This is a genomic window from Bradyrhizobium sp. CCBAU 53340 (genome assembly GCF_015291645.1).
Taxonomy (GTDB): domain Bacteria; phylum Pseudomonadota; class Alphaproteobacteria; order Rhizobiales; family Xanthobacteraceae; genus Bradyrhizobium.
On record NZ_CP030055.1, the window covers coordinates 3,244,062 to 3,261,751 of the forward strand.

Sequence of the window (17,690 nt, forward strand, 5' to 3'; positions counted from 1 at the left end):
CGCGTGCCAAACGCCGATCGACAAGTTGTCCTGTTCACTCCAACACACGTTGGCTTCGCCTTGATCGCCAGTCGTCGGGCTCTGCGTCATGAAGCAAGACTGCGTGCAATTGTCTCGAACGTGGCGGGCTCGCGACCCAGGAGCATGCGCATGACGTTGTTGTTGCCCAAAAAGCCGTGTCGATCGTAGTGCTCGTTCATGGCGTGCCAGTCTGCTAACCCTTCGGGAGAGCGGGCGGCGAGGCGGGGCGTCAATTTTACCTCGAACGTACGGATCTGAACCGGATCCAGCGATAGGCCGCGCAGGCGGCCAATCGTGCGCACCATATCTGCCATTGAACCTTGCGTGCTGCTCAATTCATAGCTGGCGTATTCGTGGCCTCTCTCTGCGATCGACTTTACTCCGACCTCAGCCAATTCACGTAAATCTACGAGCGAGAACAAGCGGTCGGGATTGAACGGGATTGGAATCCGCCCTGCCGGCGAGTTGCCGCCATAGGAGCGATATACCACCTGGGCGAACATCGCCGGCTGCAATATGGTCCAACTCAGCGAGGTACTACGGATTGCGGCTTCCGCCTCGGCCTTTCGCATGTGATGGCGTAGGCCGGGCGTATGGGGATGAAGGACCGATACGTATACGAACTTCCTGACCTTTTCGTTCTCGGCGGCGCGCGCAACCGCTATAGCATACTGGGCTTCGGCACCGACCATGGCCGGGGGAATTAAATAGACCGCGTCCGCGCCCTTAAGAGCCGCTTGGATTGTTTCCACGTTTGAGAAGTCCGCGTGAACCACCTGGTCCGCAGAGCCGCCGATTACCCTGGCGCCCGAGTCGCTATGTGTCGTCGCTCGCGTCCGAAACCCGGCCGCGCGTAGAGCGCGCAGCACGTATCCACCGCTGATGCCCGAAGCGCCGAAGACGACCACCAGTCGATTATCCGCATGGCTGCGCTCCGAAAACATCACCTTTTCATCTTTCACATTATTGTCTTTCAAACAGGAAGCCTCTGCTCGAAGGGTTCCGTCGATGCGTGGCCGATATGAGAGGCCGAATGACGTGGTCGTGCGATGAATTCCTTGCGAGGAGCGAGACTAGCTCTATCTCCGGTGTTGTGGCGTGCTCACTGGCCATGGCGGCAATACGTCGGGCTGATGTTCAGGTTGACGGCACCAGCCCGCCAGGGCCTTTCGCTGCTAGCGCTTAAGCCTCTACGATCGGAAGTCGCTGGACGTGTTTGCCGGTCAGCTTCCGCCAAGCGTTCGCGACGGCGGGGCCGACCGGTGGCACGCCAGGTTCGCCTGCGCCGGTTGGCTTCTCGCCGGAATTGACTATCGACACTTCTACCTCGGGCATCTCATTGATGCGCAACACGCGATAGTCATTGAAGTTCGACTGTAGAACACTGCCGCCGTCCGCCAGTGCGATCTCACCGAACAGGACCGCGCCCAGTCCAAACGCGATACCACCTTCCATCTGAGCTCTAACCGAATTCGGGTTGACGACAACGCCGCAATCGACTGCACACCAGACTTTGTGCACGCGGGGGGTGCCGTCAGAATTACGCGACACTTGGGCAACCTCCGCGACGTGGGTACCGAAGGACTTGACCACTGCAACGCCCATCTGATGGCCTTCTGGGAGGCGCTTGCCCCAGTTTGCCATTTCCGCTGCGCGCCGCAGCACGCCTTTGTCACGCTCATCGGCAAGGTGTGCGAGGCGGCCCTGCACGGCATCCTTGCCTGCCATCTGCAACATCTCATCCACAAACGTCTCGACAGCAAAGCCGGTGTGTGTGTGTCCGACCGAACGCCAGAACATGGGCGGAACGGCCAGGACAACATTGTGGGCCTTTACTCTCAGATTCGGGATGGCATAGGGCAGATCGTCGGCGCCTTCTACCATGAAGTGCTCAACATCTTCGCCAGGAGTGAGACGCTGGCCGACAATCGCATGATCCCAGCCGACGATCATGCCCTTGCTGTCAATGGCGCCCCGCAAGTTATGGAGGAACATCGGCCGATAAAAACCTCCACGGATGTCGTCTTCACGGGTGTGGAAGTGCTTGACGGGCCGGTTTCCTCCAGCCGCTTTGAACACCTCTGCGGCGTGGCTCATGCCGGGGCCACCGAAGGTAGTTCGGCGACCAAATCCGCCCCCGGTGAGCTGAGCGTTGAGGCGGATCTTGGAAGGATCGAGCCCGAGCACTTTGGCCGCCGCCTTCAAATCGACGCCAGGCATTTGCGAGCCGCAGAATATGTCGAGCCTACCATCGTCCCGCGGCACGAACAGCTCGTCCATCGGCTCCATTGGTGCGTGCGCTAGGAAAGGAAAAAGAATGCGGGACTCGTGCGTTCGGACGCTTTTGTCCGCCAACACTCTGTCGACATCGCCCGTTTTGACGGCGACTATACCTGCTTCTCCCAGTTTCTCGGCATAGGCGGCCGCCAATTGTTGGGAGCTCCGCGTCTCCGCCTTCGACAGATTCCATTCGACCTTGAGCAGGTCGCGCGCCTTGATAGCCGTGTAGGTATCGGTCGCATAAACCGCAACGCCTGTGGAAACCGCCTTCACATCGACCACGCCCGGAACCTTACGCGCTTCTGAATCATCGAACGACCGCACGCTGGCGCCGAATTGATCGGGGTGCTTGACCAATGCCACCACCATGTTCTCGGCTTCGAGATCCAAGGTGAACACCGCTTTGCCCGTCGTTTTGTCAGGGATGTCCAGCCGCGGAAGCTCCCGGCCAATCAACCGGAAATTCCTAGCATCCTTCAGCACTGGATCGGCTGGCGGGGTCTGCTTTGCCGCTCGCTCCGCGAATGCGCCGAAGTCGCCCTTCCTTCCGGAGGCGGAGTGCCCGATCACGCCCTTCGAAACAGTAATTTCGGCCGCCGGTACGCTCCACTCCTGCGCCGCTGCAGCCACCAACATGGCGCGGGCCGTGGCGCCGGCTTTACGATATTGCTCATACGAGTTGGCTATGCCGGAAGAACCAAAAGTCCCCTGCAGGAATATGTTCCGACTGACCAGTATGAGATTGGCGTAGACCTTGTCATCGATAGGTGAATGAACGACCCTAATCTGCGACCAGTCGGCGTCGAGTTCCTCGGCAACGAGAGCGGCCAAACCTGAATGGATTCCCTGACCCCATTCGAGATGTTTTGAGAGGATAGTAATCGTGCTGTCCGGTCCCACCTTGACGAAGGAATTCATGGAAGAATGTCCGGCCGGGCCGCCTGGAAGAGCGTCTAAAAGTGCGGCGCGGGCCATGCCCTTCGGCATCACGGCAAAGCCAATGACGAGGCCGACGCCCCCAAGGAACGTTCTGCGCGAGGAAGGAAGGTCTTGAACGCTCATCGCACCATCTCTCTATGTTTGCCGAAGGACTTCGTTGCAGGGATCACACCTGTATGAAATGGGTCTATTATTGCCGTCGACACTATCTCAAAGACGCCGCGATATGGTCCGCGTGCAGATTCCGAAATTGCAGACCTAATTCGGCGTTGCAGGTGCCAAGAGGATATATTGTAGGCCAAGCGAATGTTTGTCGTTTTCCGGCCGTTTACGCGCAGGTTGTGCGCCTAACGCGCTGAATATATCGCGCGATTGGCGAAATGAGCCACAAACCGCCGAATTGACGTCCTGCTGAATGGCGCGTGATGGCGGCAATCGATACGGCAGTGTTCGCTCTTGGAACTGCGACATATCTTGGCTCTCTAGTAATAGCGCCATGAGCTGGTTAAGCAGGTGCTTGGACGCGCTAGGTCCGATGAGCGCGATTAGCAAATTCGAACATGTCGAGCCGCGCAGTCGTGCGGTCAGATTCGGTTATCGCGCCCGACTCGTTGAAGTTCATGATGGCGTTAGGTTCAGTCGAACTAGCTGTCCATTGTGGCAAACCACAGCCGTTAGGATCGCCTGTCTTCACGAAATTGATCCAATATCCGTTCATGGCCTTTGCCATCTTCCGGTCGTCATCCGTGAAAGTTAGAGGCTCGTTGAAGAGGGTACTCGTCCAGTCTGCTCCCATTGATGTCGCAGGAGTTTGCGACAGGTTGTCGAGCATAAAGGGCAGCTCGGAAGCATGTAGAGCTCCGGCAATCTTGGCACGAAGGGCATATGCCCTATACGAAAAGCGGTATGAATAGACGGGCTGTCTCAGTTTCGCGAAAGAGCGGGCGACCGCGCGAGTTGGTTCGTAGTAGAGCGCCTCGGTCAACAGGCGCGCGGCTCGCTCCGGCTCGGGGTATAGCGATTCGAAAGCTCGGAGCAGCGGCTCACGATTGGCGCCCAAACTGCCAAGAAGTCCCTCTAAATCGATGCCTCCAAGAAATACCCGTGCTTCGTAATCAGTCGTGCCAACGATGATCGGAACAGGGCTGAACGCCCCTTTCTCGAAAGCGCGCCCGAACGAGTCAGTCATGATCTTCCCGTCGATCATGGGGCCAGCGAATGTTGTGCGCTGGGGCGAGTTTTGTCCGAGCCCGCTGACGATCGTCTCGCCGGGTAAGGCCCGTAGGCCTGCTGCATCGAGTTGCCCCAATCGAAAGTGTTCTAAAAAAGCCTCGCCCAGCGATTCGCCCGTACGCGCCACTCCCGCCTGATGATGCAGCGGGGGCTCTCGATGCATTCCGTGCGTCGACGATTGCAAGATGGCTTTCTGAAAGAGCCCTCTGGCTTGGGGGGCTATCAGCATTGCCGCAACGCTGCGCGCGCCGGCCGACTCGCCGCAGATCGTGACGTTCTCGGGATCTCCACCAAATGCTGAGATATTGCGCTTCACCCAGCGAAGCGCCGCAATTTGGTCCATGAAACCGTAGTTTCCGAGCGGCTCGTTGGTGTGCGCTTGCGTCAGTGAGGGATGGGCGAAGAATCCGAAGCGACCGAGCCGGTAGTTGAAGGACACGAAAAGAATCCCCGCGTTCGCGAATGGCGTGCCGTCGTAAAGCAGGGTGCCACTCCCTCCATTGAAGAAGCCGCCTCCGGGAATAAACACCATCACTGGACGCTTGGTCCTCTGGGATCCGTAGGGGCGCCACACGTTGATAGTAAGGCAGTCCTCGCTTGTTCCGTTCACGGGTGGCGTGAATGGAACGTCCGATTGAAAGCATGCTGGGCCAAACTCGTCGGCGGTGCGAATGCCCTGCCAAGAGATCGCGGCTTGCGGTGGCCGCCAGCGCAATGGCCCCAGGGGCGGCGCTGCATAGGGTATCCCCCTGAATACCTCGGTCCCTTCCTGTGAAATCCCACGGACCTTACCAGAATCGAGTGCAACGACTGGCCCGCTGGCTGCGTTAGACGCCATCGGCTCCTCCATTTTCGAATGCGTCCCGCCAGCTGCGTCTCGCCACGAGTTCTTCTCGAGAAATTGCGGACGACGATGTCCAATTTTGCTCCGGACCGAAGGAAGGCGCGTCTTCATAAGTTCGGTACTGCTCCAATATGAAGCAGGGGCTCGCCGCTGGTTTCATCTGTTCCGCAAGGCCCAGCCTAAGCGGCCACGGCCAGCGTGGGCTATTTTTGACATATGACAAATTCGGACATATTGCAATTTGATCTCGCTCGTTCTTTCTTTCGGGATTTCGATCTCTAGATCGGGTTCAAGCCACGGTCGCGCGACTCGCGTTGAGTCCGACATCGCCCGCGCTTGAGCTCTGTCCGCTGCGCCTTCAGATCGACATGGGAGCCAACAATGCATGAGCCTGCCTTCTGGTACCAGCCACGCTCGCCGTTGTCGTATTTGCTCCGCCCGTTAGGAGGGCTATATGGCGCAATCGCCGCCCGGCGTATGGCGCGTGAGGGCCTCGAACCTTGCATCCCCGTGATCTGCGTCGGGAATTACCACGCCGGCGGCGCAGGCAAGACCCCGACCGTGCTCGCATTGACAAGCCTCTTGCGTGAGCTCGGCGAGAGCCCAGCTGTGGTGAGCCGCGGTTACCGTGGCCGGCTAAGGGGCCCAGTAATGGTCGATCGCCAGCATCACAACGCCTCCGATGTCGGCGATGAGCCGCTGATGATGGTGAATGAACTGCCAGTCGCGGTGGCGCGAAACCGTCTCGGCGGCGTCGCGCTCGCCAAGTCTCAGGGCGCGACCGCCATTTTACTCGACGACGGCTTTCAGGACCCGCGCATCATGAAAGATGCCGCGCTAATTGTGATCGACAGCGAACGTGGCCTTGGCAACGGCCAGGTGTTTCCGGCGGGTCCGCTTCGCGGGCCGCTGAAACCGCAGATCGCGCGAACTGATGCGTTGGTCCTGATAGGCGATGGTCATGCCGCGGACTATGTGGCGGCTGAGATCGCGATGCGCGACAAGCCGGTCCTGCGCGCGCGTCTGAAGCCTGACTCCGCCACGGTTGCCAAGCTGGTCGGCAAGCGGGTCCTGGCATTTGCCGGCATCGGGGATCCCGAGCGCTTCTTCCGAATCCTACGGTCGAACGGCATCGAGGTCGCATGCACGCATCGCTTCACAGACCATCACATGTTCTCCAAGGCCGATATTGAAGCGCTCTCCGCCAGGGCGAAGCGCGAGCAGCTCACGCTTGTGACCACGGAAAAGGATCTTGCGCGACTGCTCGGCAGCAATCTGTACGACCAGGCCATGCCTTTCGCGGTCGAGATCGAGTTCGACGATCCGGCAGGGCTCCGGGCAGCGATCAGCACTTATCTGTACAGGGCCCGCGAACGGTGTCGCTTGGCTGAGCGGCTTCAGGCCAGCGTCCACGCGCTGGCCGGTTTCACCGTCTGAACCACGCGCGTTCGAATTTCGCGAGCGTGCTCGTAGCGACTGCTTGCAAGGCTGTTCACTGTTCTCGAACGCGCTCCACAGCAACGCTCGTAACGCGATGACTATAGCGATGCGACTACCGTATTCGGTACCGCGTAGCGTCTGCAATATGCGCGCGACAAATGCGTATCGATGGACGCCGGGGATTGATCGCGCCACGATCAATCCTGAGAACGGTTCCCATCCTTTGATCGATGGTTTCGTCGAGATCCGGCGCCAGCCGCGCTTCCCTACGAACTTCGGAGCTTTCTGTTGTTGCTCTCGCACGCGCGCCGACGCTTTGCCGCCGCGCGTTATTCTTGACATATATCAAAATCGGACATATTACAATTTCGCGGCATCCGGGTCCATCGTGGCATCGGATGCGGCGCCGACTTCCTATTTTGTTGAGAGGCTCCCCATGTCGATGCCGGCGTTCATGCCAACTGCGCGCGCAATTCCTTCGGATGCAGTACCGACAAGTGCGCTCAAGCAGTATGTACCGCATCTCAGCATCGCCGAGCGGGATAGGCGATGGGCCCAGGCCAGGAGCAGGATGATGTTTGCCGAGCTGGACGCCCTGGTCTTTCTCGGCAACGACATTTACTTCGGCATGGGCATGGCAAACCTCAGGTACATGTTTCAGCTGGATGCGCAGATCGGGGGCGATGCTCTCTTCCCAGCCGTAGGTGATCCGGTTGTCTGGACCGGCATCATTCACATGAACCGGCCGTTCAATCCCTTCGCGGCGATCCAGGATTGGGTTTCCGACGTTCGCGGGCGCGCCGGAATATCGGGGATCGTCGACGAGTTGCGCGGTCGCCGTCTTGAGCGCGCGCGAATTGGGCTGGTGGGCTTTTCGTCGACCATTCAGCGTACCCCGACCTTGCTGCACCGAGAGGTCGAGGCTCTCAAGTCGTCCCTACCGGGTGCGACCTTTGTTGACGCCGGCTGGCTCATCGAGGAGATGCGCGTCGTCAAGAGCGAAGAGGAGATTGGCATGCTACGCAAGGCGGGTGGTATCGCCCGCAAGGCCGTAGACGCTCTGATCGCTACCGCTCGCCCGGGAGTACCTGAGGCGGTTGTGTTTGCAGAGATGATCAAGACGCAGATCGCGAACGGCGCCGAACCCAACATCTTCAATCTGTGGGCGGCCGGCCCCGTCGAGCACCCCGCGAACGAACTATGGCACACCCTGCATGGGTCGGATCAGCCGATTGCGCCGACCATGCGCCCGTTGGCTTCGGGCGATATCATCATATCGGAACTCCACACCAAGTACGGCGGCTATCGCTGCCATACCGAATACACGGTGTATCTCGGCCGCCAGGCGCCGAAGCAATTGCTTCGCATCTGGGATGTCGCAGTCGAGTGTCTGCAGGTTAGTAAAACCGCATTGACGCGAGGCCGGACCATTCGTGAAGCCGTTGCAATGATCCGCAAGCCGGCCGAGGCGGCAGGACTAGACTGGGTCGAACTCGGTTTCCACGCCATGGGAACGGCGTCGCCCGAACACCCCAGCGTGGTCTACCCAAGCGGGTACGGCGTTGATGCAATCAACGGTGCGCGGGTCGACGATATGGAGCTCGAAGTTGGGATGGCCTTTGGGAACAACATCAACCTGCACGACTCAAACTGGAAGGTCGATGTCGGGGTGATGCTGGCAGATTTCATGGTTGTTCGCGACAAAGAGGCCGAGGTGCTGGTCAATACGCCTCTCGAGTTGGCTCAGATCGCCTAGGCTTCATCGCGTTTGCAGCGGGCCCAGTTTTGGAGGTGAGCAATGCCTATGCCTAAGAGATTCGCTCGGCGTGGGTCTTGCCAGACTTGTTCTGATGTATGGGCTCGCGAGTTCAGCGGCCGCTGCGGCGAGCCGAGTTTCCTTAAGAAAGTGGTGTAAGCATGCTCGATACGCGCGTTGGGAGCGGCTTGCCGTCCGAAGGCCTGCCGGCCTCCGCCAATACCGTGCTCTCCACCGTCGAGGTGAAGAATCTCAAGCACGTCTATGTGCCGGCAAATAAGCGGCCTGTCGTTGCGCTCCAGGACGTGTCCCTCAGCATCAGGGCCGGTGAGTTCATCTCCCTGCTAGGACCTTCCGGTTGCGGAAAATCCACCTTGCTCTACCTGATCGGCGGTTTCCTGCCCGTCGTCGAAGGGAGCATTTCCGTCGACGGCAGCGACATTAGAGGACCTGGGCCGGACAGAGGCGTAGTCTTCCAGAGCTTTGCGCTGTTCCCTTGGCGCACGGTATTGCAAAACGTCACCTACGGGCTGCGAAAGCAGGGAATGTCGAAGGCCGACGCCGAGAGCAGAGCTCGCGAATTCATTAGGTTGGTCGGCCTCAATGGCTTCGAGGACAGTTTTCCCTCGCAGCTGTCGGGCGGTATGAAGCAGCGAGCCGCGATCGCGCGTACGCTCGCGATCGATCCCAAAATTCTTCTGATGGACGAGCCGTTCGGGGCGCTCGACGCTCAGACGCGCAGCCTGATGCAGGATGAGTTGCTGGGTATATGGCGGCGGTCTCCTAAGACGGTTATCTTCGTGACCCACGACGTGCAGGAGGCTGCTTATCTCTCGCAGCGCGTGGTCGTCATGTCGGCTCGCCCCGGCCGGATCAAAACCATCGTTCCCTGTAATTTCGACCGGTCCGATCCTTCGTTCGTGCGAAGCGCCGAATTCGTGGCGAAAGTCGACGAGCTTCAGGAACTGGTCCGAGCCGAAGCCAGGCTGGCTCAGGAAGCTGCCGGTCGATGAAACGGACCATCGTCTACTACGCTCCGCTGCTTGTAATCGCCTTGATATGGGAGGGAGTCTCGCGTGCGGGCTTGGTCTCGACCGACATCCTCCCACCGTTGAGCACGGTAATCGTGTCACTCATCGAGCTGGTCCGCGATGGTGAGCTGCCTTCCAATGCTTTTGCCTCACTTGAGCGAGCGGGATCAGGACTTGCCCTCGCGATTGCGTTCGGCGGCAGTCTCGGCATTCTGATGGCGTGGTCGCGTGGGCTGAATGCAATCATCAATCCACTTGTGCAGATCTTCTATCCGGTGCCCAAATCGGCCCTTATTCCGGTTACTTCCATCTGGCTCGGATTTGGTGATGCATCGAAGGTGCTGCTTGTCTTTCTCGGGTGCATGCTCCCAATCACCATCGGTGCCTACAACGGCGCACGATCTAGCGATGCGGTGCTCGTCTGGTCCGCGCGCAGCATGGGATCATCGAGGCTCGGTGTCTTGTTCGACGTCGTCGCTCCCAGCGCGCTGCCCGAGCTTCTCAACGGAGTCCGCACGGCATTGGCGCTCTCATTCGTGCTGCTGGTGGCCGGCGAGCTGATCTCTGGCCGCGACGGGCTTGGCTACCTGATCGGCTTCTATGGGGCCGCGGGCTCTTACGCTCCGATGTATGCGGTTATCGTTACGGTCGCGCTTCTGGGCTTTGGTTTCGATCGCATGTATCAGATGTTCACGCGGAGGCTTCTACTATGGCGCGAGTAGCGCGCATTCAGGGATCCTCGCCTCGGCAGGACTCGATCGGGTTCATCGTCGTGATGACAAGCGTCGCGAACATCGGGCGCAATTCGATCGCGTTGGTGGCGCTCGCGATCTCCTGGGAACTGTTCGCCAGGAGCGGATTGGTCACGCCTTTTCAATTGCCGTCGTTCAGCTCGGTGGTCGCAACCATCTACGAAAGCGCCATATCAGGCGAACTCTGGCGCAGCCTGTGGCTCACCCTCTACCGTACAATGGTGGGTTTTTCGATCGCCAGCGCTATTGGCATCTTCCTAGGCGTGTTGATTGTTCGCAGTCGGGCTGTTCGGTGGTTTTTTGACCCTATCATCTCGATCGCATTTCCCATTCCGAAGATCGTCTTTTTGCCGATCATCGTGTTGTGGTTGGGTTTCGGTGATGCGACGAAGCTCTCCATGATCATCATCGATGCAATCCTTCCGGTGCTCACCGCCACGATCGCCGCTGCTACGGTAGTTCAGCGAGATCTGATCTGGTCTGCAAAGAGCATGGGAGCAAACGATACCGAACTGGTCTGGGATGTGTTGCTGCCGGCGGCCCTTCCGCAAGTACTGACAGGGCTACAGGTAGCTTTGCCGCTCTCGCTGATCATATGTATCGTCGCTGAGATGCTTACCGGCGGGGCCGGGCTCGGAGCGGACATGATGAACGCGTCTCGCTACTCAAATTCCAGAGCAGTCTTCGCGGGCATCGTTGAGGTCGCCGTGCTCGGCTTCCTTCTGATCAAAATCCTGGGGACGCTGCGGCAGCGGCTGCTGCGTTGGCATCAGGAAGCAGCCGCACCGACGACGGTGTGACCAGATCCGCATCCGGCGCGCAAGGACAATCGTCGCCTGAAGGCGGCAATCAACGGGAGGATAGAACAATGATGCTGCTCGCAAGAGTCGCAGCCGTAGCAGGCTTGGTACTGTCGATGGATGCCTCCGCTGGTGCGCAACCCGCGGCAATCAAGTTGTCCTGGGTTGTCCCGGTCACCAACTGGGGTTCGATCGTACTCGAGAAGAAGGACCTGATGCTGAACAACGGCAAGACCTACAATCTGGAGGTTACGCGTTTCCGCGGAACCTCCGAGGCTCTACAGGGCCTTGCTTCCGGCGATCTCAACATCGCGGACATTTCGACCACTGGCTTCGCCGTCGCCTACGAAAACGGGGTGAAGGATGTCAGCATCATCGCCGGCGAGCTAGAGGACGGCATACCCGACTATTATTCGACTGAGTTCCTCGTACGCGATAGCGGCAGCATTCGTACCGTGCCCGACCTCAAGGGTAAGACCATCGCCGTAAGCGCGCGCGGTAGTGCCAACTACATGCTTCTTGTTGCCATGCTGCGCAAGAACAACATCGACGAACGCAAGGACGTGAACATCGTCGAGGCCGCCGCTCCGACAATGGGCGCGATGCTAAAAAGCGGGAAGGTCGACTTGATCGCCGTGACCCGTCCATTTTCGGCACAACGAGGGGTCAGGGAGGGCAATAGGGTTCTGTTCACAGCTGCAGATGCTGTGGGAGAATGTCAGGCCATCGTGTGGGTAGCGAAGAAGACCTTCATAGAGAAGAACCGCGCGGCGCTGATCGACTTTCTCGCCGACATGCGGCGGGTCGCACATTGGTTTTCGGATCCTGCCAATCACGCTGAAGTCGTAAAGATCGCGGCGAAGGTGACGAAAATGCCCGAAGCGTCTTGGCAGGACTGGCTCTTCACTAAGGCGGACTTTTATCGCGACCCCAACATGATGCCGAACGTGGCGGCGATGCAAGCCAATCTGGACCTGATGGAGAAGCTGGAGATTATCAAGGACCCTATCAATCTATCGGACACCATGGATCTGAGCCTAGTCGAGGCAGCGATGAAGCGCGAGTGATAGTCGATCTGGGAAGGCCTCCGAGCTGGAGGAATGTTGTTCTCCGGCTCTGCGCTTGCTTAGTGCGGGAAGCGTGGGGCAGGTCTCGAATAGCCTGGTCGGGCGGGCATGAGCTCAACGGGCACGGGCCCATAGGAGTGCCCGGGCGGCGACTTCGTCCAGTGGGACTCTGATCGAAAAGCTGCCGAACAACAAATACGAGCGACCTGCAACCGTCCCTTCCATCGCGGTTTTCTGGCGACTGTAGGACCTCCCGCAATGCGGTCCGATGAGAGGTTGAAATGCCGAGCGACATTGGCGTAAAGGTGATCGTCTTGTTTCACTCCCGCAGTGGGAATACTGTGCGCATCGCACAGGCCCTCGCCGATGGGGCTAGGCGAGTTCAGGGCACTACCGCGAAGGTATATCGCGTCCCGGAACTTACGGATGAAGCGGAATTGCTCGCGCACCGACATACCGGGACCGCCTTCGCGGAGATCCAACAGTTCCCTGTGGCGCAGCCAGACGATCTAAGCGCATTTGACGTCGTGTTGATGGGAGCGCCCACGCGCATTGGCTCAATGTCGGCCGAGATGAAGCGGTTCATCGACCGCCTCGGCGAGAACTGGCAACGGGGAGATCTTCGAGACAAGATCGGTTCAGCATTTACGTCGGCTTCCACGATACACGGAGGTCATGAGATGACGCTGATGGGTATTCTGACTAGCATGATGCATCTCGGCATGATCGTAGTTACCCCCGGCTACAGCGATCCCATTTTCAGTTTCGTTGCCGCACCCTACGGCGCGACCGCTACGACGAAGCCGGCCGGCACTCGGGTGAGACCAAGCGCGGATGATCTTGAGGGCGCAGCCGTGTTGGGCCAGCGGGCTGCCACTTTAGGCTTATGGCTACTACGGGGGCGCACGCGCGATTAGATTGTTGCTTTAAATTCTCAAACCTGGGAGGGGCGGAATGCGCGTCATTGCAATTGAAGAACACTTCGTTACGCCGACATTCGTATCCGGCCTTGGCAAGGCCAGCGCAGAACGGATGCGCCAAGCCCCGGGCGGAGGCAAGCTTTTCGATAGGTTGATGAATATCGGGGACGCGCGGATCGCCGAGATGGATGCTGCCGGCATTGACATGCAGGTCCTCTCTCTTAATTCTCCCGGGGTCGAGCAAGCCGATGCTTCGGAAGCAATCGCATGCGCGCGTGACGCAAACGATTACCTCGCAGCCGCAATCAAGGCTCATCCTACCCGTCTGGCGGGCTTTGCTTCGTTACCGATCCAGTCCCCGGACCAGGCTGTAATCGAGCTCAAGCGTTGCGTTCTCGAACTTGGTTTCAAAGGTGCCAATGTCAACGGCCACGCTCGTGGCCGCTACCTCGATGATCCCTATTTCAGTCCGGTTCTTGCCTGCGCCGAGAGCCTCAGCGTTCCGATCTACCTCCATCCGACGCTGCCGCCGGAGCCGGTCATCAACGCGCTGTACGGCGGCTTCCCTCCGGCAATCTCGAGCGTGTTCGCAGGGAAGGCCTGGGGTTGGCACATTGAGACCGCCACCCACGTTCTCCGGCTGGTTCTCGGCGGTGTGTTCGACCGTTATCCGGCGCTCCAGGTAGTGATTGGCCATCTCGGCGAGGGAATACCCTTCATGATCGAGCGGCTGAACCGGTCCTTTCCCGTGCAAATGACAAAACTTAGACGGCCAGTCGCCGACTATCTTCGCCAAAACCTGCACTATACGTTTGGCGGGTTCAACTTCATGCCGACATTTCTCAATGTGTTGCTCGAAGTCGGCGTGCAGCGAATCATGTTCTCTGCGGACTACCCCTACGGGACGATGGAGGAGGGGAGGTCGTTCCTTAATAACCTTCCTGTTAGCGCGTCGGACAGGCAGTGTATTGCCCATGGCAACGCGGAGACCCTGCTTAACCTTCCGAGCGCTACGGGCTGATATCAATTATGCGGGCCGAAATCCGTTTCCTGCCGCGAAAGTTGAAGCGTATTTCGAGCGTTACACTAGGTCTGCGCCTCATCGCGCAGTCCGGAAGGAAGATCGTATAGTGAACCGCCGTTATCGAGGTCGATGGCGCGCCTCCAAATCTCTGTTGCTCGAGACCATGGCGTTCTCGAAAGCGGCACAAGATCACCCTTCAGGGACAACACGCTGGTCTGCCACTGGGAATCGCTCAGATCCCGCCATTCAACATTGAGATGCACCGCCGAGTGCTGGAATAGATAGCGCAACGCATGTGCGGGAAGGGTCGCGCCGAACTCGACGTTCTCGTTCTGGTGTTCAGGTTCTACCAGGACCTCTTTGGCCATTCCCTTGCGTGCTGCTTCGGCGAGTCGCGCAAGGCTGCGGGCCTGATAGCCAATGTGAGCAACGACATGGCGACGGGTCCAGCACGGAATGAGAGAGGGCGCGTCCAGAGCGCTGTCGGAGAGTTCGTTCAACTTTCGAGCAAAGTATGCCGTCCCTTGGCGCGCCCACAAAAGATCTCGCGCGGGCGCGGCCGGACAGTCGTGTCGAGAGTCCGAACCGAGCCGCTCACGCAATCGCATCCAGGCCTCCTCTTCCACGCGACTGGACATCCTCATCTTTGGTGCCCACGGGATTGTCGTGCCGGCTTCCCTGCACCTTCAGGCACGCTGGGATTAGACCCAAGGGGCCGGCGCTCGGACTAGTCAATTTGAGTCCTGGCGAAGTGCAGACGCTCCATTATAGGCGCATCCGAGAACCGAAAGAGATCGAACTGCGTCTCAGCCTCAAGGGACCAGCCGACCCAGGAGGGCACGACGAAGAGGTCCCCCTTTTCCAGACTTGTCCTGGCGCAATTGAGAGAAACCGTGCCTGATCCTTCGAAGACCTGGAACACCGACGATCCGACCTCGCGTCGTGGCGGCGTGGACGTTCCGGCTCGAATGCGGTGAAACTCGGCGCGGATTGTTGGCATAACATCACCGCCGGTAGTCGGATTGACATAGCGAATCGCTGCGTGCCCTTGCTCCACCGTTGCCGGCTGCCCCTCGTCCTCGAGAATCAGTTGCTCAGCCAGTGCGCGGTCGGTGAACTCCCATCGGTACGCACCGAGAGGCGAACTGACGGTGTCCTTCAGCTGCGAGAGCGGCCGCAGGCCCGGATAAGACCAGAGACGCTCTCCGCGCGAAAGGCGCGGTGTTGCGTAATCAGTCACGCGATCGGATCCGAACTCAAAAAAGCCGACATCGTTCTGGTAGGAGAACGGAATGTCGAGACCGTCGATCCATGCCATCGGAGCGTCCGTGTCATTGTGGTGGCCGTGAAAATGCCAGCCGGGGGTCAGCAGAAGGTCGCCTCGGCTCATGCGTACCGGGTCGCCGTTTACGACGGTCCATACGCCTTCTCCATCTACGACGAACCGGAAGGCATTTTGAGCATGGCGGTGTTCTGGCGCGGTCTCGTGCGGACCAAGATATTGGATCGCCGCCCAGAGCGTTGGACTGATGTAGGCTCTGCCACCAAGGCCTGGATTGGCAAGTCCGATGGCGCGCCGCTCGCCCCCCCGTCCGACTGGAACGAGTTCACCTGAGCGTTGCGCAAGCGGGAGTAGCCGCGACCACTTCCATATGTGAGGCACCGCCTTGGGAGCAGGCACGACCGGCATGAGGTCGTCGATTTGCGTCCACAGCGGTTTGAGATATTCGGCTTCGAGCTCCGAATACAGTTGACGTAGCTCCGGAGTGTCCTCCGGCTTCATCATGTTACTGTGATCTTGATCCTTCATGTTCCTGGCCTTGTCGTCGTATGGTGATGGTAGCGCGGGTTAGAGGGGCATGTCGGGGCAGGGGACGATAGCCGCAGCGGACCCAACCGGCGTCAAGTCATGTGTCGGCCAAGGCCATCTTCGTGTCCGCTTCCGCAACAATTGGCTCGCTGATTTGTCCTTCACCTCCGCTCTGCTCATCCGATAACTCGCCCGTCCGGATTTCAGACTGCCCTGCAGGGCAGTCGGGCAAATCGCTGCGGGCTTCGCAACTACCTCGAATCATTGGATGCAGCGGGGAGGGAAAGTCAGCTCATCCAACCGGCTCTGCAATGGTAGTGGTGAGCGCGCCCAATCCTTCGATCTCGACGACGCAGACGTCTCCGGGCACCAATGCGCCGACGCCTGCGGGGGTACCGGTATAGACGAGGTCGCCCGGCACCAAGCGTACAGCACGAGAGAGAATCGAGATGATCTCCGGTACTGACCAGATGAGCTCGGAAAGGTTGGCGCTTTGACGAACAGTTCCGTTGACGGATAACCTGATCCCACCAGAGGCGAGCCGACCGACCCCTGCAGCCGGGTGGATTGGACCGCATACGGCCGACTTGTCGAATGCCTTGCCCCAGTCCCAGGGCCGACCCTTATCACGCGCCTCCAATTGCAAGTCTCGGCGGGTCAGATCGTTGCCGATCGCGTAGCCCCAGATTAAGTCCCAGGCACTTTCTTCCGGCACGTTGAACCCGGGTCGCCCGATCGCGACGACAAGTTCGGCCTCATGCTGGAAGTCCTTCGTCAGCGGCGGGTAGGGCACAATGGCCCCGTCGTCCACCACTGCATCCGCAGGCTTGGTAAAGAAGAACGGTGCTTCGCGCGAGGGGTCCTTGCCCATCTCGCGGGCGTGGGCCTCGTAGTTTCGGCCGACGCAGAAGATTCGGCGAACGGGAAAGCGTGTGGCTTGTCCATGGACGGCTGCGCTTGAGGTCGGAATGGGGTCGAACACGAAACTCAATCTGGTCATCCTTTTCGATATGCAATTTCTATCGGAGCCCGTATCGGTCCGAGAGAAAGCGGAGCATCGGGCCGTCTTTAGCAACGATGCTTAGGGGACTGGCAGTGCCTCAGAACGTTTCGTTTGTACCAAAGCGAAGCTGGTCTCAATTGAGGCTATGCCTTCAAGGCGCGCCAGCTTCTCCCTCAAAAAGCGCTCGTAGGCCCTTAGATCGCTGGCGACTATTCGTAGCAAAAAGTCGCGCTGCCCTGTCATCAGGTAGCAATCGATAACTTCCGGCCAACTCATCACGGCTGCTGCAAAGCGGTCGACGTGCTCCTCGGTCTGACGTTCGAGTTTGACGGATGCGAAGGCGCTGACCGGCAATCCGACCTTTTCCTGGTCAATGATGGCGGCATAGCCTTTGATGATGCCGCTGTCCTCAAGCTGCCGCACTCTGCGGGCACACGGAGACCCGGACAGGCCAACCTTTTCGGCTAGGTCTCCAATCGTGATCTTGCCGTCGCATTGAAGGGCCCTAATGATCTTTTTGTCGATCGCATCTAGGTTGGCAACCGACATCCTCAGTCTTCCCACCTTGTCGTCATTGTAAGTGGCCAGGTCGCTACTCCTGGCTCGAGTGGTCTGAGCTCTTTGTGTGAGGGCCATGTCGGGAACCTAGTTGATGAATCGCGCCCTTGCTCCGCTTATGACCAATCCCTGGAACCGGTAGAAACAGGATTAGATCTGCATTGCGGATCGGCGGCTTCAGACCGCCGCATGCGCGAAGCGGCATCACATGC

15 protein-coding genes are annotated in these 17,690 nt (G+C 59.1%); 8 read left to right on the top strand and 7 right to left on the bottom strand.

Features of this window, described 5'->3' with window-relative positions:
• Positions 1-86: 86 nt before the first annotated feature.
• From XH89_RS15270 to XH89_RS15280, 3 genes are all read right to left on the bottom strand, one after another.
• Positions 87-998: an SDR family oxidoreductase gene (locus XH89_RS15270; RefSeq protein ID WP_194467819.1), complete on the bottom strand. Its 912-nt coding sequence runs from the start codon at positions 996-998 to the stop codon at positions 87-89.
• A gap of 205 nt (positions 999-1,203) precedes the next feature.
• Complete coding sequence (locus XH89_RS15275; RefSeq protein WP_194467820.1) at positions 1,204-3,363, bottom strand: xanthine dehydrogenase family protein molybdopterin-binding subunit; 2,160 nt, start codon at positions 3,361-3,363, stop codon at positions 1,204-1,206.
• Positions 3,364-3,766: 403 nt separating this feature from the next.
• Entirely contained in the window at positions 3,767-5,428 is a 1,662-nt protein-coding gene (locus tag XH89_RS15280) for a carboxylesterase/lipase family protein (protein ID WP_371825214.1), read from the bottom strand.
• Positions 5,429-5,698: 270 nt separating this feature from the next.
• Between XH89_RS15280 and lpxK the strand changes: the two genes are divergently transcribed.
• The 8 genes from lpxK (at position 5,699) to XH89_RS15320 (ending at position 14,104) form a co-directional block, all read left to right on the top strand.
• On the top strand, positions 5,699-6,754 hold the full coding sequence (lpxK, locus tag XH89_RS15285; RefSeq protein ID WP_194467822.1) for a tetraacyldisaccharide 4'-kinase: 1,056 nt from the start codon (positions 5,699-5,701) through the stop codon (positions 6,752-6,754).
• A 439-nt stretch (positions 6,755-7,193) separates the two neighbouring features.
• Complete coding sequence (locus XH89_RS15290) at positions 7,194-8,513, top strand: M24 family metallopeptidase (RefSeq protein ID WP_194467823.1); 1,320 nt, start codon at positions 7,194-7,196, stop codon at positions 8,511-8,513.
• Between the two features lie 161 nt (positions 8,514-8,674).
• Positions 8,675-9,526, top strand: a complete 852-nt coding sequence (locus tag XH89_RS15295; RefSeq protein WP_194467824.1) for an ABC transporter ATP-binding protein — start codon at positions 8,675-8,677, stop codon at positions 9,524-9,526.
• A complete protein-coding gene (locus XH89_RS15300) occupies positions 9,523-10,266 on the top strand; it encodes an ABC transporter permease (protein WP_194467825.1) in 744 nt (247 codons plus the stop codon). Before XH89_RS15295 ends, XH89_RS15300 begins: the two co-directional genes overlap by 4 nt.
• Entirely contained in the window at positions 10,254-11,096 is an 843-nt protein-coding gene (locus XH89_RS15305; protein WP_194467826.1) for an ABC transporter permease, read from the top strand. The genes XH89_RS15300 and XH89_RS15305 overlap by 13 nt, the downstream gene beginning before the upstream one ends.
• 68 nt (positions 11,097-11,164) lie before the next feature.
• Entirely contained in the window at positions 11,165-12,163 is a 999-nt protein-coding gene (locus tag XH89_RS15310) for an ABC transporter substrate-binding protein (protein ID WP_194467827.1), read from the top strand.
• Positions 12,164-12,444: 281 nt separating this feature from the next.
• On the top strand, positions 12,445-13,080 hold the full coding sequence (gene wrbA / locus XH89_RS15315; protein WP_194467828.1) for an NAD(P)H:quinone oxidoreductase: 636 nt from the start codon (positions 12,445-12,447) through the stop codon (positions 13,078-13,080).
• 37 nt (positions 13,081-13,117) lie between these two features.
• A complete protein-coding gene (locus XH89_RS15320) occupies positions 13,118-14,104 on the top strand; it encodes an amidohydrolase family protein (RefSeq protein ID WP_194467829.1) in 987 nt (328 codons plus the stop codon).
• Positions 14,105-14,169: 65 nt separating this feature from the next.
• Here the strand turns inward: XH89_RS15320 and XH89_RS15325 are convergent, their stop codons facing one another.
• The 4 genes from XH89_RS15325 to XH89_RS15340 form a co-directional block, all read right to left on the bottom strand.
• Entirely contained in the window at positions 14,170-14,733 is a 564-nt protein-coding gene (locus XH89_RS15325; RefSeq protein ID WP_194467830.1) for a maleylpyruvate isomerase N-terminal domain-containing protein, read from the bottom strand.
• Positions 14,734-14,834: 101 nt separating this feature from the next.
• Positions 14,835-15,917, bottom strand: coding sequence for a cupin domain-containing protein (locus XH89_RS15330; RefSeq protein ID WP_194467831.1), 1,083 nt, complete (start codon positions 15,915-15,917; stop codon positions 14,835-14,837).
• Positions 15,918-16,209: 292 nt separating this feature from the next.
• Positions 16,210-16,908, bottom strand: coding sequence for a fumarylacetoacetate hydrolase family protein (locus XH89_RS15335; protein WP_194467832.1), 699 nt, complete (start codon positions 16,906-16,908; stop codon positions 16,210-16,212).
• A gap of 90 nt (positions 16,909-16,998) precedes the next feature.
• Positions 16,999-17,469: an Lrp/AsnC family transcriptional regulator gene (locus XH89_RS15340; protein WP_194467833.1), complete on the bottom strand. Its 471-nt coding sequence runs from the start codon at positions 17,467-17,469 to the stop codon at positions 16,999-17,001.
• Between the last annotated feature and the right edge of the window lie 221 nt (positions 17,470-17,690).